Source organism: Chengkuizengella sediminis (genome assembly GCF_010078385.1).
GTDB classification, from domain to species: Bacteria; Bacillota; Bacilli; order Paenibacillales; family KCTC-33759; genus Chengkuizengella; species Chengkuizengella sediminis.
Genome location: NZ_SIJC01000009.1, coordinates 73,192 through 97,667, shown reverse-complemented (window position 1 = coordinate 97,667; position 24,476 = coordinate 73,192). Strand labels below are relative to the sequence as shown.

The 24,476-nt window shown below is 34.1% G+C and carries 21 protein-coding genes and 1 riboswitch; of the genes, 3 read left to right on the top strand and 18 right to left on the bottom strand.

Annotated features, from left to right (window positions below; translation table 11 throughout):
* Positions 1-525: 525 nt before the first annotated feature.
* The 9 genes from EPK97_RS16715 to EPK97_RS16675 form a co-directional block, all read right to left on the bottom strand.
* Complete coding sequence (locus EPK97_RS16715) at positions 526-1,752, bottom strand: TolC family protein (RefSeq protein WP_162037767.1); 1,227 nt, start codon at positions 1,750-1,752, stop codon at positions 526-528.
* A gap of 15 nt (positions 1,753-1,767) precedes the next feature.
* Positions 1,768-4,839 carry an efflux RND transporter permease subunit gene (locus EPK97_RS16710; protein WP_162037766.1) on the bottom strand — a complete coding sequence of 1,024 codons (3,072 nt, stop codon included), beginning with the start codon at positions 4,837-4,839 and terminating at the stop codon, positions 1,768-1,770.
* Entirely contained in the window at positions 4,839-6,242 is a 1,404-nt protein-coding gene (locus tag EPK97_RS16705) for an efflux RND transporter periplasmic adaptor subunit (RefSeq protein WP_162037765.1), read from the bottom strand. The genes EPK97_RS16710 and EPK97_RS16705 overlap by 1 nt, the downstream gene beginning before the upstream one ends.
* A gap of 325 nt (positions 6,243-6,567) precedes the next feature.
* A complete protein-coding gene (locus EPK97_RS16700; RefSeq protein ID WP_162037764.1) occupies positions 6,568-7,680 on the bottom strand; it encodes a TIGR04053 family radical SAM/SPASM domain-containing protein in 1,113 nt (370 codons plus the stop codon).
* Between the two features lie 13 nt (positions 7,681-7,693).
* Complete coding sequence (gene thiH, locus EPK97_RS16695) at positions 7,694-8,785, bottom strand: 2-iminoacetate synthase ThiH (RefSeq protein WP_162037763.1); 1,092 nt, start codon at positions 8,783-8,785, stop codon at positions 7,694-7,696.
* Positions 8,786-9,064: 279 nt separating this feature from the next.
* Entirely contained in the window at positions 9,065-9,652 is a 588-nt protein-coding gene (locus EPK97_RS16690; protein ID WP_162037762.1) for a guanylate kinase, read from the bottom strand.
* A gap of 177 nt (positions 9,653-9,829) precedes the next feature.
* Positions 9,830-10,897, bottom strand: coding sequence for a M42 family metallopeptidase (locus EPK97_RS16685; protein ID WP_162037761.1), 1,068 nt, complete (start codon positions 10,895-10,897; stop codon positions 9,830-9,832).
* 73 nt (positions 10,898-10,970) lie between these two features.
* Positions 10,971-11,774, bottom strand: a complete 804-nt coding sequence (locus EPK97_RS16680) for a DUF92 domain-containing protein (RefSeq protein ID WP_162037760.1) — start codon at positions 11,772-11,774, stop codon at positions 10,971-10,973.
* A 170-nt stretch (positions 11,775-11,944) separates the two neighbouring features.
* Positions 11,945-12,505, bottom strand: coding sequence for a spore coat protein (locus tag EPK97_RS16675; RefSeq protein WP_162037759.1), 561 nt, complete (start codon positions 12,503-12,505; stop codon positions 11,945-11,947).
* Positions 12,506-12,637: 132 nt separating this feature from the next.
* Between EPK97_RS16675 and EPK97_RS16670 the strand changes: the two genes are divergently transcribed.
* Positions 12,638-13,846, top strand: a complete 1,209-nt coding sequence (locus EPK97_RS16670; protein ID WP_162037758.1) for an MFS transporter — start codon at positions 12,638-12,640, stop codon at positions 13,844-13,846.
* A gap of 16 nt (positions 13,847-13,862) precedes the next feature.
* Here the strand turns inward: EPK97_RS16670 and EPK97_RS16665 are convergent, their stop codons facing one another.
* The gene (locus EPK97_RS16665; RefSeq protein WP_162037757.1) at positions 13,863-14,060 is read right to left on the bottom strand and encodes a hypothetical protein; all 198 of its coding nucleotides are present in this window, start codon (positions 14,058-14,060) and stop codon (positions 13,863-13,865) included.
* A gap of 254 nt (positions 14,061-14,314) precedes the next feature.
* Between EPK97_RS16665 and EPK97_RS16660 the strand changes: the two genes are divergently transcribed.
* Positions 14,315-14,710, top strand: coding sequence for an RDD family protein (locus tag EPK97_RS16660; protein WP_162037756.1), 396 nt, complete (start codon positions 14,315-14,317; stop codon positions 14,708-14,710).
* Between the two features lie 92 nt (positions 14,711-14,802).
* On the opposite strand, the gene thiC is transcribed toward EPK97_RS16660, so the two are convergent.
* Complete coding sequence (gene thiC / locus EPK97_RS16655; protein ID WP_162037755.1) at positions 14,803-16,572, bottom strand: phosphomethylpyrimidine synthase ThiC; 1,770 nt, start codon at positions 16,570-16,572, stop codon at positions 14,803-14,805.
* A gap of 290 nt (positions 16,573-16,862) precedes the next feature.
* A riboswitch (TPP riboswitch) is annotated at positions 16,863-16,974 on the bottom strand.
* Positions 16,975-17,234: 260 nt separating this feature from the next.
* Here thiC and EPK97_RS16650 point away from each other — a divergent pair.
* Positions 17,235-18,101, top strand: a complete 867-nt coding sequence (locus EPK97_RS16650) for a vanadium-dependent haloperoxidase (RefSeq protein WP_162037754.1) — start codon at positions 17,235-17,237, stop codon at positions 18,099-18,101.
* A gap of 149 nt (positions 18,102-18,250) precedes the next feature.
* On the opposite strand, the gene EPK97_RS16645 is transcribed toward EPK97_RS16650, so the two are convergent.
* From EPK97_RS16645 to EPK97_RS16615, 7 genes are read right to left on the bottom strand one after another with little or no spacing between them, the layout of a single operon-like run.
* A complete protein-coding gene (locus tag EPK97_RS16645) occupies positions 18,251-19,180 on the bottom strand; it encodes a type II secretion system F family protein (RefSeq protein WP_162037753.1) in 930 nt (309 codons plus the stop codon).
* A gap of 5 nt (positions 19,181-19,185) precedes the next feature.
* The gene (locus tag EPK97_RS16640) at positions 19,186-20,148 is read right to left on the bottom strand and encodes a type II secretion system F family protein (protein WP_162037752.1); all 963 of its coding nucleotides are present in this window, start codon (positions 20,146-20,148) and stop codon (positions 19,186-19,188) included.
* Between the two features lie 17 nt (positions 20,149-20,165).
* A complete protein-coding gene (locus EPK97_RS16635; RefSeq protein ID WP_162037751.1) occupies positions 20,166-21,581 on the bottom strand; it encodes a TadA family conjugal transfer-associated ATPase in 1,416 nt (471 codons plus the stop codon).
* Positions 21,582-21,596: 15 nt separating this feature from the next.
* Positions 21,597-22,469 (bottom strand): CpaE/TadZ family protein, encoded by an 873-nt coding sequence (locus tag EPK97_RS16630; protein WP_162037750.1) that lies wholly within the window; start codon positions 22,467-22,469, stop codon positions 21,597-21,599.
* Positions 22,459-23,142, bottom strand: a complete 684-nt coding sequence (cpaB, locus tag EPK97_RS16625) for a Flp pilus assembly protein CpaB (protein WP_162037749.1) — start codon at positions 23,140-23,142, stop codon at positions 22,459-22,461. Before cpaB ends, EPK97_RS16630 begins: the two co-directional genes overlap by 11 nt.
* Positions 23,143-23,163: 21 nt before the next feature.
* Positions 23,164-24,078, bottom strand: coding sequence for a pilus assembly protein TadG-related protein (locus tag EPK97_RS16620; protein ID WP_162037748.1), 915 nt, complete (start codon positions 24,076-24,078; stop codon positions 23,164-23,166).
* A gap of 10 nt (positions 24,079-24,088) precedes the next feature.
* On the bottom strand, positions 24,089-24,472 hold the full coding sequence (locus tag EPK97_RS16615; RefSeq protein WP_162037747.1) for a TadE/TadG family type IV pilus assembly protein: 384 nt from the start codon (positions 24,470-24,472) through the stop codon (positions 24,089-24,091).
* Between the last annotated feature and the right edge of the window lie 4 nt (positions 24,473-24,476).

Below are 24,476 nucleotides of genomic sequence, written 5' to 3'. Positions count from 1 at the left end.
TAAATCATCGGAAGATCCTTTAATGTACAAACCGAAAATATTGAGTGCCGATATAAGTCGTTTCACTTTCCAGCCAAATTCCTTTCTACATTCATTTTGTATTAGTAATCTAAAAATAAAGGGAATAAACGGTCTTATTCTCCTCATACTTAAAGAATTTTATATAATAAAGGGAAATTATGGTCCTAAATAGCTGTTTTAAGCCCAGATATGGCAGTTTGATGTGAATATGGACGATATTAGACCACGTATTCCCGCTATTTATTTTTTTGAGCTGATGTTGTAAGAGATAAGACCAGAAATTCCCTCTATTTCATAGCTAATTCAAACTTCTGAAGGGTAACTACTATTCTGTCTACGTTAAACACTTTACCATTTACCGAATTTTAATGGTGGCTTTTGTTATTAGAAAAGTAAACTTGTAGATTCTTAAGTTTCAAAAAAATAGACACTGGAGATATCTCCAGTGTCTATTACATAAAATTCTGAGGTTATTGTTATTAAGACAAAAATTATCTTATTTGTTTATGGTAAAAAACCTTCTTTAAATAATTCATACTCTTCTTTTAATAATGCATAATCAATTTCTGCATTCAATAATTCTACCTTAGCATTTAATACACCTACACGACTCTTTTCTAAGTCTGTAGCTGTAATAAAGCCTTCATCAAAACGCACCTGCATCATTTTATATAATTCTTCTTGTTTTTTCACATTATCTTCTAGCGTGTTTAATTTTAAATGAGAAATTTCAAACTCATCAGCAAATTGATAAGCATTTAATTCTAATAAATCCATTTGATCGAATAGATCTATTTGAGCTTTATCTTTTTCTTGCTCGTAATACTCTGGAATATCATCTTCTGCTTTTCTTCTGTCGTTATTTGCTGTTGATTCATAATATGTTATTAAAGCTTCTTTCTCATCAAATAATCCTCTTAGCAATTTCATTTGATCGGATGGATTGTCTGGATCTTCGGTAGGCTCTAATATCATTATTTGTTCTTCTATTTCAGTCTTAGCAGCTTCTGCACTACTTATTGATAATGCATAACTACCATAACCCGTAAGGTCCTCTGCTTCTTCAATAATTTCTTCATACGTCTCCATTACAAAGCGATAAAATATAAGAGATTTATGTCCAAGTTTCATTTCATCCGCTATCTTTTCAGCGTTATATTCTGAAGACTTAAGACGTGTTATATCACCTAATTCATCGATGTTTAACGTAGTTAATAAGTCCTGATCTAACATTTGATTCAATTCATATTTTAAAGATTTTAAACTTTGTTTAGTAGATTCTAAAGAAAGTTTAGCATTGGATACACTCATCTCGGCTTGAATAAGATCTTGTTTTGAAGCTAATCCTTCATCATACTTCATGCCTACAATATTTTCATCTTTTTCAGTAATTTCTAAATTTTCTTCTTGCAACTTCACTGTTTCTTCCAATTTTAAATAATTGTAAAGCATTGAATAAGCTTTATACTCTACTCCCCACTGAGTAGATTGTTCAGCATATTCCTGTTGAACTTCTTGTAATTCTTCCAACTCATCCGAAAAACTACCCATAAATGCATTTGCTGCACTAGTTAGTTTGACCTCATCTAAATCAAATTTTTCTAGGCTTGTGTCCTTTTCCAGTATCTCATTCACCGCTTCAGAAATAGATAGTCTCACTGTTTCACTTGCAAGTACTGTCATTGTTGGAATTGCTAACGCTAAACATATTACTAATATTCTTTTTTTCATTGGTTTCACCTCTCCTTAACTGCTAACTACTGTTGGATCTTTTGGTTCTGTGTTTTTATTTTTTCTACGAAATATGCTAGTAAATTTATTGCTAAAATCATCAATAATTGTGTACATAACCGGTATCAATAACAGAGTGAATGCCATTGAGACTAATAAACCAAAGATGACTACAACCCCAATCGGTTGTTGTGTTTCACTACCTTCACCTATTCCTAATGCAATAGGTAACATCCCCAATGCGGTCGTAAAACTTGTCATGAGAATAGGTCTCAGACGACTTTTACCTGCTTCAATAATGGCTTCATTCCGTTCTTTACCACTTCGTTTTAATTGATTAATATAATCAATTAATACAATGGCATTATTCACCACAATCCCAGCTAAAACAATTAATCCGATAAGTGCTGGAAAGCTTAATTCAGTGCCAGTTACTAATAGTCCAAATATAACACCAACAATTGTTGTTGGCAATGAAAACATGACGATAAATGGATATGAGAATGATTCAAATTGTACAGCCATTACAGTATAAACTAGGAATATGGCTAGCCCTAATATGAGCAATAAATCAACTGCAGATTCGTTAAAGTCTGCTTGTACCCCTCCAGTAGTCACATCATATCCCTTAGGTACTGGAATTTGAGATAATACCTGATCTACTTGTTCAGTTACTTCACGTACATCTGCTCCTTCAACCATATCAGCTGTAACAGAATATTCCTGCTTCTGATCTACACGTTGGATTGAAACAGGTCCTAATGTTTGATCAATCGTTGCTACTGAGATCAATGGTACATGTCCGCCAGTAGGTGTAGTCAGTAAAAATGCATTTAAGGATTCAATCGTTTCTCTTTCTGATTCTGGTAACTGAACAATAACATCAAACTCATCTCCATTTTCACGGAATTTTGTAGCCGTTGATCCTTTAAATGTTTCATTCAACTGACCCATAATTTGACCTTGACTTAAATTATACTGCCCAGCTAATTCATCATTCACTGTAATTGTAAGCTGAGGCTGACCGCTTAACCCTGGCACCTCAATATTTTCAACGGATGGAATCCCTGATAATAAAAGGTCAACTTGATCCGTTAATGTTTCAAGCACATCTTGTTCTGGTCCAGATATCGACACGTTTATATCTGAATCTGATCCACCAACAGCGCTCATTTGTTGTACAGCCTTCACTTCAATCCCTACAATAGATGAATTTAGATCATCTTGTATTGCTTTTGATATATCTTCATTATTTATTTCTCTTTCACTCTCATCTATTAAAAGAAGTATTGTAGTAATATTCGTAGAACTTATTTCTGTATATTGAATATCAATATTCTCCTCATATTTACTCAGCACTTTATCGATTTGATCACCATACTCTTGAACCACTGAAAATTCTACGCCGTTATCAAATTCGGTAGAGAGTTGAATTTGGTTCTGACCAGAAGAAGGAAAAGTAGTGATGTTCAATAGTGCAATTGAAAACAAACTACCGACTATAATTAAAAAAGTGCATAGAACAACAATCCATCTACGTTTTAAACTCCACCTTAGAAGCTTATTATAGATTTGATTTATAAACTGTAACCATTTCGCTTCTTTTGCTATTTTCTCATGAGCATTCGTTTTAAGAAAACCCGCTGCTAACATTGGAACTAAAGTAAGTGAAACAAGTAATGCTGCAAGTAATGCAAAGGCAACAACCATTGCTAATGGCAGGAATATTTGTGATAGGATGCCAGCGTCAATAATCATCATAGGTACAAATACAACAACAGTCGTAGTTGTAGATGCGATCACCGCAGAAATTAATTCACTACCACCTTTAATAGCTGCCTCTTTTGGATCCATACCATTTTGCCTGTACTTGACGATATTTTCCAATATTACAATGGAGCTATCTACCATCATACCTATCCCTAAGGCTAATCCAGATAAAGTAATGATGTTTAAAGTTTGATCAAAACGATCAACTAAAATAAACGTAGAAATAATCGCAAATGGAATAGACAAGGCTATAACTGCAGTTGCTCTAATACTTCTTAGGAAAAATAGCAATACTAAGATTGCAAAAAATCCACCTGCTAATAAACTTATAACAACACCACTTATGGAATCCCTAATAAAAGTAGAAGTATCAAAAACAACTTCTAATGCTACACCTTCACTAAGATCATTCTGAATGCTCTCTACTTCCTCAAGAATTAAGTCACTAATCTCTATTGTATTTGTTCCAGATTGCTTAGAGATAGATAGTATAACTGCAGGTTCAGAATTTATTTTTGATTGTGATTGTACATCACTAATTGTATCTTCTAAAATACCTACATCTTCCACAGTTATCGTTGTTCCATTTTGAAGCGGAATCGCTGTGTTTCTAATCTCATCTAAAGTGTCATATTCTCCATCCACTCTAACTTGTACTTCAGTATCACCTTGTAACACATCTCCAACAGTTGAAGCCGAGTTTTTGTTTCTAATCGAATTGACTACATCTGTTGCAGTTAAGTTATATTGTTCAAGTAAAATCGGATCAAGTGTGATTTGAATTTCCCGATCTGTCCCACCTGAAATATCAACCGCTGCAACCCCTTCAAGTTTCTCAAAATTTGCAGATAAATCATCGGCAATACTTTCTAATGTAGTAGTGTCCTTACCCGTTAATCCCAAATAAATAATGGGCTGACTATTAATATCAAATTTCAAAACATTAGGTGTATCTACATCATCTGGTAGAGCCGCTTTATTTATTTTTTCCTGTAAATCTGTAACGGCTTGATCAAAATCAATGCTTGTAGCAAACTCAACAAGAATAAAAGAGAATCCTGCACTTGACTGTGAGTTTATAGATTCAACTCCATTTAGTGATGCTATTTGCTCCTCTAATGGTCTTGTAACGAGTTTCTCCATCTCTTGTGGAGATACACCGCTATATGAAGCTTGAACTGTCACTACATTCACTTCAACTTCTGGAAAAAGATCAATTGGAATATTACGTAAAGAAATCGTCCCAATAATCAATACGCAGATAACCAGCATGATGACACTAACTGGTCGCTGTACTGCTGTTTTTATAAGATGCATTAATTGCCACCTCCAGCGGCTGCATTATCATCAGATTTTTCTTGCTCAGAATTTATCTCATCATCAACTTTTTCATCAGTAGTTTTCTCTTCTGATGGAGTATCGTTATTTGTTGTTTGTTGTTCATCTGGTAACAATAGAAGCATCCCATCAGATACTAGTTTATGTCCATTAACTATAAGGTCTTCTCCAGCCTTAAGATCACCTTTAACTGCAGTCCATTCTGATTGCATACTTAAAATTTCAACATCTTTTTTAACTGCTTTACCTTCATTAGCTACAAATACGTAAGCTTCATTCCCTTTTTGGATAATCGCATGAGTAGGAACTAACACTTCATCCTCCACTAACGTGTTACTGAATACAAGCTGTACAACTTCACCTGTAGTTAATTGATTGTCTGTTTCAATAAAACGAAGCTCCGCATCAAATAAACCAATATCATTTCTCGTTGGTGCTACATAAATCATTTCTGCTTTATATCCATCTTGTATTGATGAATGTACTTCAACTTCTGTTCCTAGTGGTACTAGTTTTTTTTGCTCCGCAGTAATCTGTGTAGTAATAATAAATTCAGATACGTTTGTGATCGTCAACAAAGGTTGTTGAGAGGATACATTCTCTCCTACTTCAGTATTCAAGCCTTCTACCACACCAGAAATAGGCGCATATACAGTGGTATCATTCACATTTCGCTCAGCTTGTGATAATCTTAATTGAGCTTGATCCAATGAAATTTGGCTCTGTTGAACTCCAACCTCTGCTTTTTCTAAATCTAATTGTAATTGTTCAAGATTGCTACCTGTATTTAGCTGTGCCTTTTCAAGAGAAATTTCAGCTTGTGTTTCTTGTTGCTGTGCTCTTTCTAGATCCTGTAACGAAACGGCACCTTCTTCATATAAACGTTCAAGTCTTTCCCGATTTGTTTTTGCATCTTCCAACGCAATTGTTAAATTTTCCAAATCTAAATCAGTTGAAGAAATTCCTTCCTCACTAGTTTGTGCATCTTGTAGTCTTTGAGCTGCCTGCGCTCTAGTAAGTTTTGCATTTTCCAGTTGCTGTTTTGTACTTTCAAATGATTTTTGTTCAAGCTGTAAACTATCCATTTGATTTTTCCCATCCAAAACAGCTATAACTTGACCTGCTTCAACTTGGTCTCCATTATCTACTTGGAGAGTAACTAATTCTCCTGTGATGTCTGGGAAAACCTCAATTTCTGATGCAGACTCAATATTTCCAATTAATTTTTTACTTTCTTGTATATCCCCTTTTTTGATAGTTTCAATCTCAACAGCTACTTTAGGTATATTCACCATTTCCTGAGGGGAGCCACTTTGTGCGCCTCCTGCTGAACAACCAGCAACCACCAATAATGCTAACAAAATCCCAATGCTTTTTTTCATTCTTCTATACATTCCCTTCGCGAAACAAAAATTATGCAATGATTCTCCACTCCCATTGCTTAATGAAAAAATGTTATCAACTCACCATAGACCTCATGTTTATATTCTAATTAAATCATACGCTAACCCAGCCTATGTACAAATGACTAGCCTTAAAATAGTTTAATTTATAAATATGAACTGAATATGAACAAATAAATTGAAGGTCTGTAAAATTAGAAAAATAAAAAAAACCTTCCAAATATACAGAGTTGTCACATAATACATGAACAAACACTATATACTTAAAAGGGCTTTAACTACTAACTTTTTAAAAATGAATCAATCAATGTTTACCTAAACTATATTTTCTAGGAATATAAGTACAATAAGGTTCACTTTCTAAATAATCTCCAGTCATGGCATAAGCTCTAGATCGAGAACCTCCACATACAAATCTAAATTCACAGACCCCACACTTTCCTTTATATTGGTTAGGATCACGTAATTGTTTAAAAACTTTAGATTCACGATAAATTTCTGATAGTGAACTTTCTCTTACATTCCCAGCTTTTACGGGTAATAACCCACTAGGAAATACATCACCGATATGAGATATAAAGACAAATCCATTACCGTCATTTACACCTTTAGGTGCACGTCCTAAACCATCAATTGTGCCTATCAGTCCACTTCTTATAGATTGAGAATAATTGATGGTATCCTTTTGATTATTTTCTTTTTGTTTGTTTTGAATAACAACTCTGCGATAATGCTGGGCCGCTGTTGTTTTTATATCAAAAGATGCTTTAGTACTTAATTCATATAACCATTGGAAAACCTCTTCATGTTGATCTGGTGTGATCATATCAGATATCTTTCCTCTACCTGTTGGTACTAAGAAAAACACACTCCACAAGACACAATTTAATTCCTCAACTAATCGAGCCATATCTTCTAATACATCTAAATTATAATTTGAAACAACAGTATTGATTTGAAGAGGTAATTTTAGTTCATTAATCGTTTCTATTGCTCTCATAGTTAGATCAAAAGAACCATTCGTCCCTCTAAAATGATCATGAATACTTGCATTGGGACCATCTAAGCTAAACGCCCATCGTGATAAACCAACATCCTTAGCTTTTTTAATTGCTGCTGTTGTCACATTTGGGGTTGCACTAGGTGTCATTGAAACTCTTACACCTTTTTGTATAGCATATTCTGCTATGTCATATACATCGTCTCGTTCCAGTGGATCTCCACCAGTAAAAACTAATAAAGGATTGTCCATTTCATAAATTTCATCTATTAATTTTTTCCCTTCCTCAAATGAAAGCTCTCTAGAGTCTCGTTTATATTGAGCCTCAGCACGACAATGCAAACATTTTAAGCCACAAGCTCTTGTTAATTCCCAAATAACGATAAACGGATTTTTATGATAATCACGATTGATCATGTTATAAACCTCCTTATACAGGCTGGTATCCTTTTTGTTTTATTATAGTTACAATCTCTTCCACACTTCGTTCATCTGAGATATCAAACTGATGATTTGCTGTTTCCATCTGATATTGATTTGCATATCCTCCTACTGCAGTGCAAGAAGCAGCCGACAAGTTGGTAACACCATAGGATAGTAATTCGTCTCTCAATGTAGGGCTTTCTCTTGTTGATAAATTCATATTACATTCAGGTAAAAATAATCGCATAGCCAGCATCATCTGCATTAAATGTTGATCGGTTACATCCACAACAGGTTCGAAATCTCCTAAATGAGGTCTAATTCTAGGAAAAGATAAGCCAATTTGTGTGTTAGGATATTTTTCTTGCAAGTAGTTTACATGCATCGCTAAATAATAGGCTTCTTTTCTCCAATCTGCTAATCCTAATAAAGCACCCATATTCACCTTTGACATACCAGCTCTACATGCTCTTTCTGGTGTATCGATTCTATATTGATAGTTTCTTTTTGGACCTTTGACATGAACTTTTTTATACATTTCTTCATCATACACTTCTTGATAAACCGTAACTCCATCTGTTCCACTTGCAACTAAGTCCTCGTACTCTGTAGTATCCATAGGTTGAATTTCTATAGAAACAGAATCAAATTGATTTTTTAACATTGTAATGACTTGTTTTAAAAAAGAGATTGGAATATGAGTTTTAGATTCCCCGGTTAAAATAAGCAGTTGTTTAAAACCTAACTTATTTAAAATATTTGCTTCTAATTGAATTTCAGATAATGACAGTTTCTTTCTTTTAAATGTTTGAGTGATACTAAAACTACAGTATTCACAATGATTAACACAAAAATCAGATATATAAATCGGAGCATAAAGCTCTATTTTTTTATGAAAATGTTGAACAGTGTTCTCATGTGCTTTTTGTGCCATGATGTCTAAATAAGGTACAGCAGCAGGGGATAATAATACTAAAAAATCAAATTCATTAAACGTATTCTTTTGTAAAACTTTTTTTATTTCCACTGATGTTATAATAGAAAAAATATCTTCAATCGATTTATTTTTTAATTTCTTGTAAGTTTCATAAAAACTCATAAGCCAACTCCTCTTTACTTTCGTACAAAAAAACGCATTATAAACTTAAACTAGTATGATAAATATTACTTCAAATGGAGAGCCTGTGCTATGATGTTTGTCACACACAAACACTGCGAACTATGTATTAAACAAGCAAAAAAACACCTGTGCGTGATTTTCTGCTCATTCCTCGAATATAGACTCCATCCTAAATGTATTTTTTAGATAGTTATGAGTTTTCTATATCATAAAAAACTCGCCACAAGTAAATTGGCGAGTTTCTATATTTTTATTAGATTAGTCTTTTTCTTCTAATTGACGATCCATATACCCTTCTAATACTTCTGTTACTGCAAACACAGTATGAGCTAAATCTGTATTTTCAAATGCATGTTTACATTCATCTTTGTATGACATATCTTCATTATAATGTTTAAAATGAAAATCTACAATTTCTTGATTCACACCTAAAGCTTTCTGACGTTCAATAATCACATCACGATCTACGTAAATAAATAAACGACTAACCTTTTCACCAAATAGCTTCTTTAAAGTTCTAGCACCAGCTGAATTTAATATCAGATAAATAAAATCGTTATTTTTAAACTCCTGTTCAATATCTAACCCTTTGATTCCATAAAAATTCCCATCAATATCAGTAACTTCAACAAATTCTTTATTATTTATACCTTCTTCAAATTGCTTCCGTGAAATAAAATGATAATCCTGACCATCTACCTCGCTTGGACGTTTTTCTCTTGAGGTATAAGAAATCACCTTTTTAATCCCCAATGTCGTACCAACCATATCTGCCACAGTTTTTCTTCCAGATCCATCTGGGCCTGTGAAAACAAAAATCATTTCCTTTTCTTTTAATTGATACATTAAATCCCTCCTTTTAATATAAAACCTATAAAACCGAGGTAATTAAACACTCACTGCTAGTTAATTAAACATTTGCTGGCTTCTCTGAGCTTAGAATGAAGAATTCATGATAATTGTTTGAAATCTTGATATGAAAGAAAACATGTATGATATGAATTAAAATTGTGAAACCATACTCTATTTGATGATTTCTTCAAAAGTTGATTGATCTGTTGTTTTCACTAACTTTACTAACAACTCCTTGGCAGCTTCGTAATCTTCCACATGTAGGATGGAAGATGAAGTATGAATATACCTAGAACATACTCCGATGACTGCTGAAGGAACCCCAATCCCATTCAGATGTACATTACCTGCATCAGTACCCCCAGCAGATATAAAATACTGGTATGGAATATCATTAGACTCTGCAGTATCTAAAATGAATTCCTTTAATCCTTGATGTGTTACCATTGTACGATCTAAAATACGAAGTAATGCTCCTTTACCAAGCTGACCAAACTCACTTTTATCACCAGTAGTATCATTTGCTGGGCTTGCATCCAAAGCGTAGAAAATATCTGGTTTCACCAAATTAGATGCTGTCACTGCCCCTCTTAATCCTACTTCTTCTTGTACTGTTGCTCCTGTAAATAAAATATTTGGCAGTTGTTCCTTATGTACTTCTTTAAGCAGCTCTATTGCCAAACCTACACCGTAACGATTATCCCATGCTTTAGCTAAAATCTTTTTAGGATTTGATAACACCGTGAATGGACAAATTGGAACAATTTGCAGTCCAGGAAGAATTCCCATGTTTTCTGCGTCTTGTCGATCATCTGCTCCTACATCTATAAACATCTGATTCATATCTGCTGGTTTTTTACGCTGTGTTTCATTTAACAAATGGGGTGGTGTTGAACCAATCACTCCTATAACAGGACCTTTTTGTGTTATGATTTGTACTCGTTGAGCTAATAGTACTTGACTCCACCAACCACCTAGAGGTTGAAATCGAATCATACCGTTATCTGTTATTTTTGTAACCATAAAACCAACTTCATCTAAATGACCTGCCACCATTACTCTTGGGCCATTTTCATTCCCTCGAACAACACCAAAAATACTGCCCAATCGATCCTGAATGATCTCATTTGTATAATTTTCTATCTCTGATCTAACATAAGCTCGGATATCTTTTTCAAAACCTGGTGCAGCTGGCATTTCCGTTAATGTTTTAAATAGTTTTAATGTTTCCGCATTCATTTCTATCACTTCCATATATTTATATTCTTATATTACCAAAATTTTGTACAAATGAAAATAAAACTTTCGGAGATTACACCCATAAGATGCCTATTAGTATCGCAATCATACCACCAATGATAGAACTAATCATATTCACTCTATCATTATTCATCCATCTCCAACCTCGTTTCATACGGGCAGGGTGTAAACAGTGGTTAGAACTTTCAACTTCTTTTCCACATTGCTCACAATCGTACATCACTTGCCATTTTGCTCCAATAAACGAATCTGTCAAAGCTCCAATAAAACCACTGACTATACCTATAATCAAGTAAAAAAACAACATTCCCATATCATTTTCTGTGGATAAGATCCAAGCCGTAATACCGATAAACCCTCCGCCTAATATACTTGATACCAAACCTAAACTTGATACTCCGCCAGAAGATCCAGGAGTTACTGTTTGAAAAGAAAGAACAGAACGAGGTGGTTTTTTGCTTAAACTACCAATTTCGGTCGCCCAAGTATCCGCATTTACTGTAGCTAATATACCAATAAATGCCCACCAAATCATAGGTTGCTGCCAAATATAAAAGGTCACAGCTAATAATAGTGCTAATCCACCATTTGCCCACACCTGTCCTGCATCTCTATTTCCTGTTTTTTCATAACTATGTTCTATCATTTTTTTTCTGTTCTGTTTCCATTTTGTAAGAAGAGAGGAAGAAATAAAAAAGGCAATGAGTGTACCATACCAAGCTAAACTAACTAAGGCATACATTAATGTACCTATACAAATAGCCATTATAGCACCTGATAAAGACAATGATTTTTTCCAAAACGCTAATCCTGCAATCATGAAACTCCCTACAAAACCTATGACCCACTCTGTCATGAATGATACAGTTCTCCTAACCTACTCCATAATTAATAAATCTAAATGATATTAGATGAATAGGAATATAAATCATATTATACACAATATTGACCATTGTAAGAAGGCATGATTAGGGTAGGAGTTAGGCACTTTCAATTCACTCGAGAAAATGCCCTTTATTCAATTATTTATTGATGAATGTTTTGTTGTACAGGCTGGTAACTATGTAAATAAGTTTTGGCAGTATGATCTTCCATAGTAGGAACTTGATAGTACCCCTGTTGATTCATAAATAAAAACACTTCATATGCTTGATTAGCACAGTTTACTGCACCATGAATCAACATTTCCCTTACATTAGGATCAGCACATTCAAGAGAAGCAGCAATATGATTTTTTGCAGAGCCTTTGTGGAGGCATAACATCCCTGCAATAATTTGTTGATCATTAAGTTGCCCTTGTGTCTGTGGCACATGAGATTGAGGCTGATGTAAGCCATATCGAATTTGCTGCGGTTGGATGTTAGGTTGTGAATAAGGTTGCATTGATCTGTTTGCTGCATTATAGTCATGTGTATACGCAACTAATTGATCATAACCTTGAATAGCTGTCTGCATATGATTGTGAATCATCTGGCGTAAGTTATGATCTTGACATTGATTCGCATAAAGAGAAAAATGATTAATCATATTAATACTTCCATTTAATATTTCATGAACTTCCATTGTTTCATGAGCACCGAAAGGCATTTTGTCATCTCCCTTTGAATTATGTGATTTAAGTGATACAAATTTAATGTAACCATAATGAAAACAAGTATACATAATAAAAACCCACAAAAGTGAAGTGAAGCATATTCATTTTGAAAGAAGGAAACTATTTTGCCTCGTTGGAAAACTAATCTTATTGTGTTGTGGTTTGGTCAATTTATGGCAACATCAGGAATGAGTATGATCATACCGTTTTTACCTTTATATATACAGGAATTGGGAATTTCTGATCCAAATGAGGTCGCCATCTGGACAAGCATTATATTTGCAGGAAATTTTTTAACTTCATTTTTATTTCAGCCTTTATGGGGGAAATTAGGAGACAGATACGGTAGAAAAATCATGATCCTCCGATCAGGTTTCGGAATGTCGATTGTAGTTGCACTAATGGGATTTGCTACAAACACTTGGCAATTATTATTTTTACGTTTATTAAATGGAACCATCTCAGGATATATCCCAGCTTCCACCTCTTTGATATCCACAAATACACCACGTGAACATATTGGTTTTGCCATGGGAATGATGCAATCAGGTGCTGTAGCTGGTACGATACTTGGGCCTTTCATTGGTGGATTATTAGCAAATTTCGTTCCCTTTCAAACTATATTTTTTATAACAGGGGCTTTGCTTTTTATTGCTTCCTTATTAGCTCTCTTTTTAGTTAGAGAAAAATTTGATAAAAAAAAGGCTGCTATTAAAACGAATATTTCTGTATTGCAGGGTTTTCTGGACTTAAAAAAAATACCGCAAATCCCTGCATTATTTTCAGTTACTTTTATCATCCAATTTTCATTACTAAGCGTAATGCCTCTGATGGCTATATTTGTGCAGGATATGCATGGAAATACTGAGTGGTTAGCATTTTACGTAGGATTGGTTAGTTCCATAACAGGATTTTCAAATATGATTTCATCACCTGTATTAGGAAGACTAAGTGATCGTATTGGCTCAGAAAAAATACTATTCATTGCCCTTTTAGGCGCTGCATTAACTTCATTCCCACAAGCATTTGTAAACAACGTTTGGCAGCTTCTCGTACTCCGATTTTTTATGGGGATTTTTATAGGGGGATTGCTTCCATCTGTAAACTCCCTACTTAGAAAGTTTATACCTGAAGGAATGGAAAGTCGTGCTTATAGTTTTAATACAAGTGCATTAGCTCTAGGTAATATGTTAGGTCCGATTACTGGAGGATTTATTTCGGGTTTCATCACCATACCTGGATTATTCATCATGTCTGGTGTGTTGTTGACTTTAAATATGTTATGGGTTAGAAAAACATTAATACCTCAAAAAGTGAAAAACAGCTTTGAATAAAAAACACCTATGAGTTTTAACGAACTAAAAACTCACAGGTGTTTTTTTTGAAATATTTCTCTTGTATTTTGACATATTCATTATCGTGATTCGTAATTTCTCCGCCGTAATCCACAGTTACACCATATTGTCTAACGATGACTCTTAGCTTGTTTTCAATCGCCTGATCAAAGTCATTTTCTTTGGATAATACTTGCTCTTCTTTTAGTATCATTTCTACCCTCCTAATTTTTTTTGATTTTTTATTGACTCCCTTTTTTCATTCTATATAGTAAACCATCCTTCTTTAAAAATCTAATGCCATTATGATATGATAATTTTCTCTATCTAAGATGAGTTGAGGATGGATGACATTATTGGTATTGTAAGGCTTTGCAAATGAATTATAACCGGACTTGCATTATTACATTTTTATATAATATTCTATATGAGATATTTTTTTATTTTGAATAATGGGGGGAGATAGTTTTGGTACAACAACCAGCTGGTTTTTGGATTCGATTTGCAGCGAGTATTCTAGATTCGATCTTTATAGCAATCTTTTTCACATTCATCTTTGGGTATATCATTGGAATTGGAGATCTCAGTCAAATTCTTGATGTTTTATATTTGATTATTGTACCTGTTGTTTGGTATGGGTATACAATTGGAAAAAGAATTTGTGGCATTCGAATTGTAAAAATGAATGGTGAAAATGTTGGAATAGGTACAATGCTACTTCGTCAATTAGTTGGAGGTATAATTTACGCTATTACGTTGGGAATTGCAATTATTGTAAGCATTACCATGGTTGCTGTGAGAGAAGATAAACGTTCGGTACATGATTTCATTGCAGGAACTTACGTTACTTATGATGATCCATAAGAAAATGAAATTAGTTATTCAAAAACCATAAAAATTACACTAAAAAAACCTGATGGAAATCCATCAGGTTCATTTTTTGCTCAGTGACTCTTCTAACTATATAATTTTTTACCTTTATCTGAAAATTCCTGTGCTTTTTCCTTTAATCCTTCTGTAATGGCCTTTTCATCCGTTAGCCCTTTTTCCTTGGCATATTCACGAATATCCTGAGTAATTCTCATACTGCAAAACTTAGGACCACACATTGAGCAGAAATGAGCTGTTTTTGCTCCTTCTGCTGGAAGTGTTTCATCATGAAATGAAAGAGCTCTTTCTGGATCAAGAGATAGATTAAATTGATCACGCCAACGGAATTCAAAACGGGCTTTAGACAATGCATCATCTCTAATTTGTGCGCCAGGATGCCCTTTTGCAAGATCCGCAGCGTGTGCCGCTATTTTATACGTAATTACACCTTCACGAACGTCATCTTTATTCGGTAAACCTAAATGCTCTTTTGGTGTAACATAACACAACATCGCTGTACCATACCACCCTATCATGGCTGCTCCAATCGCTGAAGTAATATGATCATATCCTGGAGCAATATCCGTTGTTAATGGACCCAAAGTATAAAATGGTGCTTCATGACATATATCAAGCTGTTTATCCATATTTTCTTTTATTTTATGCATCGGCACGTGACCAGGTCCTTCAATCATTACCTGGACATCATGTTTCCATGCTATTTTAGTTAGTTCACCTAATGTTTCCAGCTCTGCAAATTGAGCTTCATCATTAGCGTCTGCGATGGAACCTGGTCTTAAACCATCTCCTAAGGAAATTGAAATATCATAGGTTCTAAGAATTTCACAGATTTCTTCAAAGTGAGTATAGAGAAAACTTTCTTCATGATGAGCTAAACACCATGCTGCCATAATAGAGCCACCACGAGATACGATACCTGTTACCCTTTTTGCAGTCATAGGTACATATCTTAATAAAACACCTGCATGTATTGTGAAATAGTCAACACCTTGTTCAGCTTGCTCAATTAAGGTATCTCTATATACTTCCCATGTTAAGTCTTGAGCTTCACCGTTTACTTTTTCCAATGCTTGATAAATTGGGACTGTACCGATTGGAACAGGAGAATTTCGAATAATCCATTCACGTGTTGTATGTATGTCTTTTCCTGTTGACAAGTCCATAATATTATCAGCACCCCAGCGAGTTGCCCAAGTCATTTTTTCTACTTCCTCTTCAATAGATGAAGTGACAGCTGAGTTTCCGATATTTGCATTAATTTTCACATGAAAATTACGTCCAATGATCATCGGTTCACTTTCTGGGTGATTAATATTTGATGGAATAATTGCTCGACCATTTGCCACTTCGTCACGGACAAATTCAGGAGAAACATTTTCACGGATTGCAATAAACTCCATTTCTGGTGTAACCAACCCTTTTTTTGCGTAATGCATTTGAGTCACATTCTGACCTGTTTTAGCACGTAAAGGTTTACGTTTCAACCCCGGAAACACATCCACGTTTTTAATAACTTCTTCATTTAGATAACCATTATCTTCAGGTTTAATATTTCTCCCATCATATTCTTCTACATCATTTCTTTCTTTAATCCAATTCCCTCGCAGTGATGACAGACCTTTACGAATATCCGTATCATAAGCTGAGTCGGTATACGGCCCACTTGTATCATAAACTCTCACTGGTTCATTTACTTCTTCACCATAATCTGATGTAGTTGAGCTCAATGCAATTTCTCGCATTGGCACTTTGATATCCTCTCTAGACCCAGTAACATATACTTTTTTGCTCCCTGGAAATGAGGAGACAGAAATTTGATTAGTTTGATTTGACATAAGAAACCTCCTAATAGAAATGTATAAAAAAATATTACCTTATGCATGGGTTCAGAAGGTGAACAATTCTAGTTGTAGAAATTGAAATAGGTTTTTAGAAATTTCGCCAATAGTAGGTTTCTGTCATTTTAGAAAAGTAGTGAAATTAAAAGATATCGTGGAATCATTCTTTTGTGGTCATTAAGAAAATATGAAGGTATATTTTCTTGAGTATACAATCTTGCATGATTTTATTCTTTGCAATCCAATAAAAAATGACTACTTAAGGATATAAGAAGTCATGACAGAACATTCAAGAATAGACATCTTTCCTACGCTGGCATTACCCAGATCAGGTTCAACAGTCGATAGCAGAATAGCCATCCTCTCAGCCTGGTCTTCCAAGCTCCCTGCATTTATTAACTTAGTATTAACTTACCATGAACTGAATCACATTACAATAACTTTCCAAAAAACTAACAATTTTCAAGAAAAGTCACAATGTACGTTAGATATATCGCTATTAGCCTATTAAGTAAACCTCTCTTACATTGGGATATAGGTATAAATCTATTTTTATATTAAAAATGGGTGTTTGTTATAAAAAAACAGACGTTTTCATCATTTCGAATCCAATATTACTAGAATAAAATATTATATCTTACAAGAAAGGAGTAAATAACATGAGTAAATGTTGTAAAAACTTTGATCCTAATTATTTATTGTGGAATGAAGTTCCCTATGCAGGCGAAGAATTCCCACCAACTAATCCAGAGGATCCTTTAGCTGGCTCATGGCCCATGTATTATTACGATCGATGTGGTAAGAAATTTAAGATTAAACAGACTGGAGAACACATTTATTTCACGGTCAAACATCCTAATTTTATAGATTGGGGAGGTGCACAATTAGATGCTGTATATGAAACTGCAAACAACTTAGATGAATTCAAAAAACAAGTTGCAACTTATTGGGGAACAGGTGTAGCAACTAAACAATGGTTACCTGTTTTAGATATATTAGTAGATACGTATGGAGTAACTGCTCCATATGCTGCACGATTAGAATCTGCTGTATTAAGTGCTGCAAACGATGCATTTATGATTACCTGGTATTACAAATTTATGTGGTTAGTGGCGAGACCTGATCAGTATGATCAAGAATTTGCTACCCTATTATGTACACCACGTCATCCAACCTATCCGTCTGGACATGCTGCTGTAGCAGGATGTGTTACTACAATTCTAAAATACTTTTTCCCAGGGGAAGCTGCTAGATTAGATGAATTAGGTGAAGAATGTTCTTTATCTCGTTTGTATGCACTCGTCCATTTCCCTGTCGATAATGACGAGGGTTTAAAATTAGGTAGACAAGTAGCGGAACATATCATTCCAATTTTAGCTAGTGAAACGGATTCAAGAGGTGAGCCAGTAGACATTCCTTATATAGAAAACAAACATGCAGATTTACCACCACCACCATATGAGCAGGTCATTCCTTTTGATTTTCCTGATAACTGTACATCGCTTACTCTTCCACCAGATGATTGATTGGAGTAAGTAATTATATGAAAAAAGAAAACTCGCCTTTTAGCGAGCCTCAAAGGAAAAGACAAAGGAAAGTTGTCAAAAATTTTAAAAAATAATATATAGAGATCATGGCGACGCTCATCCATGATCTTTTTTATTAGGCAGAATGATCATTTTGAAAATGTTTCAACGAAACCTATAAGGACAGGTCCCAACAGTACGATGAATAAAGTTGGAAACACAAAAAACACAAGAGGGATTAGCATTTTTATCGGAGCTTTCATTGCCTGTTCCTCCGCTCGTTGTTTTCTTTGTTGACGAACTTCCTGAGATAAAACCCTCATTACCTTTACCATACCAACCCCTAATTTTTCAGCTTGGAGAATGTTACTCACCATTGTTTTTACTTCTTTTAAAAGTAATCTTTCTTTAATACCTAATAAAGCATCACGTCTTAATTTTCCCAACCGAATTTCCTCTAAACAATGCTGGAATTCACTTGATAATACGCCTTTCTTTTTGGAAACCAACTTGTTTAATGCGGCATCAAATCCCAGCCCTGCCTCCAAACTTACCGTTAATAAATCTAAAACATCTGGAAGTTCTCGCAAAGCTTTATAGTTACGTTTTTTAATTTTACTTTTCAAATATAAATGAGGTATAATCAGACCGTTCACAAAGGCAGACAATATTACAACAAATATTAATATAGTTGAAAATTCCATGAAAACTGCATATATACCTGAAAAAGTTGGAAATAAAATAGCACATCCGATTTGAAATAAACGAAACTCAATTGGGGTCATTTGAAATGGTCTCCCAGCTTGCATTAATTTCATTTCAATCTTAGCTACTTTTTTCTCTTTCATTTTACTTTCGAATATTTTTTTCATTTTAAGCAATAAAATTTTTGACCATTTTTCTAAGAAAGATTGTTTTTTATTTTCCTTCTTAATCATCTCACTGTTATCAAGGAACTTATTTTTTTCACCTTTGATTAAAGAGATTCTTTTCGTGATTTTCTCTGTCCTCTCTCTACGTAATACAAAAACACTATAAATAACTAAGGTGATTGTTAAAAAAAATGTAACATAAAACATAATAATCACACCTCAATCGTAGTTAACTTTCTAATTAACATAAATCCAATCGTGCCAGAGATAACTCCTGAAATAATAAGCATAATACCAATTGGATGGCGGAAAAAATCAGCGAAATATTCAGGTTCTATCAAAAAAATAACAAAACCTACACCAATAGGTAAGCTCCCTATAATCATTCCAGATAATTTACCTTGTGCAGTTAAAGTTGAAATCTGACCTTGAATTTTTGTTCTATCCCGAATTGTTTGTTCAATTGTTTCCAAAATGACAGATAGGTTTCCTCCAATCTGTCTTTGAATTAAAATAGATTGGATCATCAAATCTAAATCTTCACTGGGCATTCTTTCTTTTAATTGATTTAGGGAGTCTTCCAATGAACTTCCGTATTGCATTTCTTTAACCACAAGTTCTATTTCTTCTTTCATAGGCGATTCAGATTCTTCAACTACTGATTGTAAAGACTGTATTAGACTAAAACCAGCTCGAAGTGAACTAATTATGGTCGTAATCATATCTGATAAACTATCGTTGAACATTTTTATTCGTTTTTTTTGTTTGAATATTATCCAAAACTTTGTACCAAAGTAAATGATGCAAAATCCAAATATGATCATGATCCATTTGTCGAAAATCAAGTATACAATCAGTCCAGAAAGAATAGAAAGTATAGTTCTGAACATGATAAACTCCTCAGCACTTAGAGAAATCCCAGCACTAATTAAACTTTGCTCCAGTTTTTTATTATTTTTTTTCTTTTTCATCCTTTCCTTTACAGATTGTTGGAATAATTTCATTTGAACTAAACCATGAAAAGAACGTTTACCCAGAGGCTTCTCATCATTTTCCTTCAAAAAAAACTTCAATCTCTTTTCCATTTTTTTATCTGATTTAAAGAACAACTGCAAAAAGCTAAAAAATAAAAAAATACATGTCATCATAAAAAAGACTACGATCAATAATTTCAATATAGGATCCCCCTTTTTTATGAATATTCATTTTCTATAAAAACAGTTGGTGGAATATAAATGCCGGAGGTTTCTAGTCTTTCATAAAATTTCGGGCGTATTCCTGTCGGTTTGAGCTCTCCTATAATTTTACCTTCTTCATTAATTCCATGTTGCTCGAATATAAATATATCCTGTAATACAATGACGTCCCCTTCCATACCTTGTACCTCAGTAATATGTGTAATTCTTCTAGTCCCATCCTTCATTCGTGATTGATGTATAATCACATCGATCGCTCCTGCAATTTGTTCTCTAATTGCTTTAACTGGTAAATCTATTCCAACCATTAATACCATCGTTTCCAAACGGGAGATCATGTCCCTAGGACTATTGGAGTGACCTGTTGCCAAAGAACCATCATGACCTGTATTCATAGCTTGCAGCATATCCAGTGCTTCTCCAGAACGTACCTCCCCTATAATAATTCTCTCTGGTCTCATTCTTAAAGCATTCTTCACAAGATCACGTATGCTGATTTCACCTTTTCCTTCTAAATTAGATGGTCTGGACTCAAGTGAAACAACATGCTCCTGCCAAAGTTGCAACTCTGCAGCATCTTCTATTGTTATGATTCTTTCATCACTAGGTATACAAGAAGATAAAACGTTTAAAGTGGTAGTTTTTCCTGAACCCGTACCCCCACTGACAAAAACGTTTAATTTAGCTTTGACACATGCATCAATAAAAACCGCCATATCTTCTGTAATCGTTCCAAACCTAATCAGATCTTCCATCTTAAAAGGATCCTTTGAGAATTTCCTGATCGTTAAAGTTGGTCCTTTCAATGCAAGTGGAGGTATTATCGCATTTACCCTTGAACCATCTGGTAACCTAGCATCCACCATTGGACTGCTTTCATCTATTCTTCTTCCAATTGGTGCTACGATTTTTTCAATGATGCTCATAATGTGTTCATCATCCCGAAATTGAACCTCTGTTTTAATGATTTTTCCGGCTTTTTCTACATATACTTGTTCTGGTCCATTGATCATTACCTCAGTAATCGTTGGGTCTAATAACAATGGATTTATGGGTCCATAACCAGTTAAATCATTGATAAGTTCATCCACTACTATTTTACGATTAATGACCCCTCTAAATTTTTCATTCTGTTTCATAATTTCAACAGCCATGCCATCAATTTGAGGAATGATTTTCTTCACGTCATCGTCTTTCACTCGATCCATGATTTGTTTATGTAATAATTTTTTCAAATCCTGGTGTAAGATGGTTTTAGGGTCTTTTTCCTTTTTTTTATCTGCATGATTGTCTGTTTTACGATAGGAAGATAAAATATCTATCTTGGCCGTTGTTATTGTTTCATTAGAATTAGATTGATCCATCTTAGATTTTTCATCTTTTTTTGCTTGAATTTTATTTAATAAGCTCATATCATTCGCTCCTGTCTAAAATATCGATCTGACAGCTTTTCCTTTTTGAAAAATTGACTGTAGAATTGAATTTGAGGTTGTTTTTGTTTCCGTTTTTGAGTCTTCCCTTTTTGATAACAATTGTTCTGCTATTTTAAAATAAGATTTTCCTAAATCACTTTTTCCATGGTTTGAAACAAAGGGAACTCCTACATTTAAAGATTGCAAAACGAGTTCCGGCTGATTAGGTATATGAAATATGTTATCTGTTTCAAGAATATCTGGAACGTCTGCTGCTTTGATCACATTATCAACAGATGATTTATTTACTATCACACGTACCTTCTCTTTTTGTCCTAATATGTCAAAAGTTTCTAACATCATTTTCGTATTTTTCATCACGATCATATCTAAGGTAGAAAGTAAAAAAATCTCATCTGACTTTTCAATAAAAAAAAGACTTAAATCTTGAAGTCCTGCTTCAGTATCAACAATTAAATAATCAAATTGATTAATAAGCAGTTTATGGACTTTTTCTAAAACAGTAGTTGTAATTAATTCTGCATATTCGGGTCGTTCGGGAGCGGCTAATATTTTCACACCACTACTGTGATTTACCAAAAAATTAGCTAATGCATATTCATCCATCTGATCTAACTCTTCAACGATATCCTTAATTGAAAAAGTAGGTCTTAAATCCAGGGATAAACAAAGGTCACCAAACTGGAAATTTCCATCAATGTTACAAACTCGCATATTACTTTTAGCAAGTGCAACGGCAAGATTTACGGACATCACTGTTCTACCTATCCCTCCATTTGCACTACAAATGGCAATCATTTCACCTTTTTTATTCTTGCTCGCCTTCGCTTCTCTCGCCTCTTTCAGTTGTTTTAGTTCATTCTTCATCTTTGATCACATCCTCATCATCAATTCGACTATGGAGGATGAGCTGAATCGCGCCAGTATTTGAAGCGTTAATAATTGTTACAGCATCATCTGCCGATAGTTCTAACGTACTTGAAGTATATTCTACATATTCCGTATCAGGGATAGATTCGATCATTCTTCTTCCTACCGTTAAAACACGAATCTCTTCTAATAAGATCTCGGATTCTATTTCTCCTGTATCTTTATTTTCATGCGTCCATATCACATCAACAATATCTTCTGGTTCAATTAAGTTGGATACCGATGTAACAAAATTGACACCAATAGATACTGCACGGAACCCTTCTGTAATTTTCCTTGATACAAACAACGATTCTTCTGCTCCACTTCCTATGCGATGTGGTAAAATAATCTCACCACTTGTGATGTTAGTAAGTGCTATTTTACCAATAACCTGCTCAGAATCTTTTATCGCTTGTGGATGTGCCCCACTCTCTGGCACTTTTACGAGCTCTATTAAATCATTTGTAATGACTTGATTTTCTAAAATCTCCTGTTTCGTAGAAACAACTTCTACTAGTTTTACATTCACTTCTGGACTTGTATTCATTTCATTTATATATTTGTAAAAAAGTAAAGTTGTTACCAAACCCATAACTACCGCTAATATTAATGTTATTTTTGACCTCATTGAATTCACCTTTTCGTTGAGTTAATCAGTTAACCTTATCGCATAAGCACCTTTGTTAGACACACCTTCACTTGTAGAACCCGTACCTGTACGTTTGATAAACATTCCAGTAATAGCAGTATCCCTATGACTCATTGGTTCTAACAGATAAAAATAAGCAAATCCTACAACCTCAACTTCCTTTAATTGATTAGAAGTTTGATTATATGGACGATATACGGGCACTAGTATGATTCTTGAACAGTCTCTAGGTATTTCATCCCCTGGTATGTATTGGCAATCATCGATTCGTTCATTAACAGCTGATCTTGTTTTCCCTGCAATATTCCCAGTTTGTGTGTCTAAAATATCTCCAATTTTAATCTCCTGATCGTAACCATTTCTTAAGTTGGTTTCATATGTTTTTGCCCCTGTACCTCCTAAAGCTAAAATACCAAAATTACCTGTATCTACTCCTGTTTGGTCAACTTTTAATTGATATTCTAGATCGTACTGTAAGGGGATAGACTCATCAATACCTAAAGGAGCAACTCCAATAGCACTTCCCATCGCTTTAATCTCCGCTTTGGCACGAACTGGAACATCAATATTTGTAAATCCTAAAATTTTTGAGAAAGAAAGTGATACATTTTCAGATAAAAAAACAGTTACATCCTGCTCCATATTAATTTCAGTAGTTTCTAAATTATTTTGTTGACCGTGTTCATTTAAAATTGTGTCTACCACTTCCATAACATTCGCTTCATTATTTGTTAATTCTTGTGCTCCAGATAATGCAGCGGCGTTGGCTACTTTTTGTAAGTCTGTTTTTATGACATAAACTTTCCCAAAATCCACAACTAAACCAACAAACGCTAATAAAACTACCAATGAAATTGATACTAATACAAGAGAACTTCCTTTTTCTTCATGTATGAAATGTTTAAGTTTTTTCATTATGAACACCTCACTCAACTCTAATCGTAGAGTTTGTAGATATTTGTATAGAATCTGGCATAAGCATCGCTATGAGTGGAGTAATAGAATCAAAGGAAGACGTAAGTGTAACCGTAACGTAATCACCAGACTCTCTGATATTATCATTTGGAGTTATGGATACTTGTAGATTTTCAGAATCTTCGATATTTATATAATCTTTTGCAAAATCAACAATTTCATCATCCGTTTTCCCTAATCCTCCTAACCTCACTGCTTCCTGTGTTGTTAGATGCTGATTCATGTAACTGAATCCCAACCTTCCAAAATCAATAATTCCACATATCATTAACAATAATATGGGTAACAGCAACGCAAATTCAGTTAGGGATTGACCTCTTTCATTCTTAAACATTTAA

Coding starts and splice junctions, on each gene's coding strand:
- EPK97_RS16715 (WP_162037767.1), bottom strand. CDS start 1,752: ATGAAAAAAAGAATATTAGTAATATGTTTAGCGTTAGCAATTCCAACA.
- EPK97_RS16710 (WP_162037766.1), bottom strand. CDS start 4,839: ATGCATCTTATAAAAACAGCAGTACAGCGACCAGTTAGTGTCATCATG.
- EPK97_RS16705 (WP_162037765.1), bottom strand. CDS start 6,242: ATGAAAAAAAGCATTGGGATTTTGTTAGCATTATTGGTGGTTGCTGGT.
- EPK97_RS16700 (WP_162037764.1), bottom strand. CDS start 7,680: ATGATCAATCGTGATTATCATAAAAATCCGTTTATCGTTATTTGGGAA.
- thiH (WP_162037763.1), bottom strand. CDS start 8,785: ATGAGTTTTTATGAAACTTACAAGAAATTAAAAAATAAATCGATTGAA.
- EPK97_RS16690 (WP_162037762.1), bottom strand. CDS start 9,652: ATGTATCAATTAAAAGAAAAGGAAATGATTTTTGTTTTCACAGGCCCA.
- EPK97_RS16685 (WP_162037761.1), bottom strand. CDS start 10,897: ATGAATGCGGAAACATTAAAACTATTTAAAACATTAACGGAAATGCCA.
- EPK97_RS16680 (WP_162037760.1), bottom strand. CDS start 11,774: ATGACAGAGTGGGTCATAGGTTTTGTAGGGAGTTTCATGATTGCAGGA.
- EPK97_RS16675 (WP_162037759.1), bottom strand. CDS start 12,505: ATGCCTTTCGGTGCTCATGAAACAATGGAAGTTCATGAAATATTAAAT.
- EPK97_RS16665 (WP_162037757.1), bottom strand. CDS start 14,060: ATGATACTAAAAGAAGAGCAAGTATTATCCAAAGAAAATGACTTTGAT.
- thiC (WP_162037755.1), bottom strand. CDS start 16,572: ATGTCAAATCAAACTAATCAAATTTCTGTCTCCTCATTTCCAGGGAGC.
- EPK97_RS16650 (WP_162037754.1), top strand. CDS start 17,235: ATGAGTAAATGTTGTAAAAACTTTGATCCTAATTATTTATTGTGGAAT.
- EPK97_RS16645 (WP_162037753.1), bottom strand. CDS start 19,180: ATGTTTTATGTTACATTTTTTTTAACAATCACCTTAGTTATTTATAGT.
- EPK97_RS16635 (WP_162037751.1), bottom strand. CDS start 21,581: ATGAGCTTATTAAATAAAATTCAAGCAAAAAAAGATGAAAAATCTAAG.
- EPK97_RS16630 (WP_162037750.1), bottom strand. CDS start 22,469: ATGAAGAATGAACTAAAACAACTGAAAGAGGCGAGAGAAGCGAAGGCG.
- cpaB (WP_162037749.1), bottom strand. CDS start 23,142: ATGAGGTCAAAAATAACATTAATATTAGCGGTAGTTATGGGTTTGGTA.
- EPK97_RS16620 (WP_162037748.1), bottom strand. CDS start 24,078: ATGAAAAAACTTAAACATTTCATACATGAAGAAAAAGGAAGTTCTCTT.
- EPK97_RS16615 (WP_162037747.1), bottom strand. CDS start 24,472: ATGTTTAAGAATGAAAGAGGTCAATCCCTAACTGAATTTGCGTTGCTG.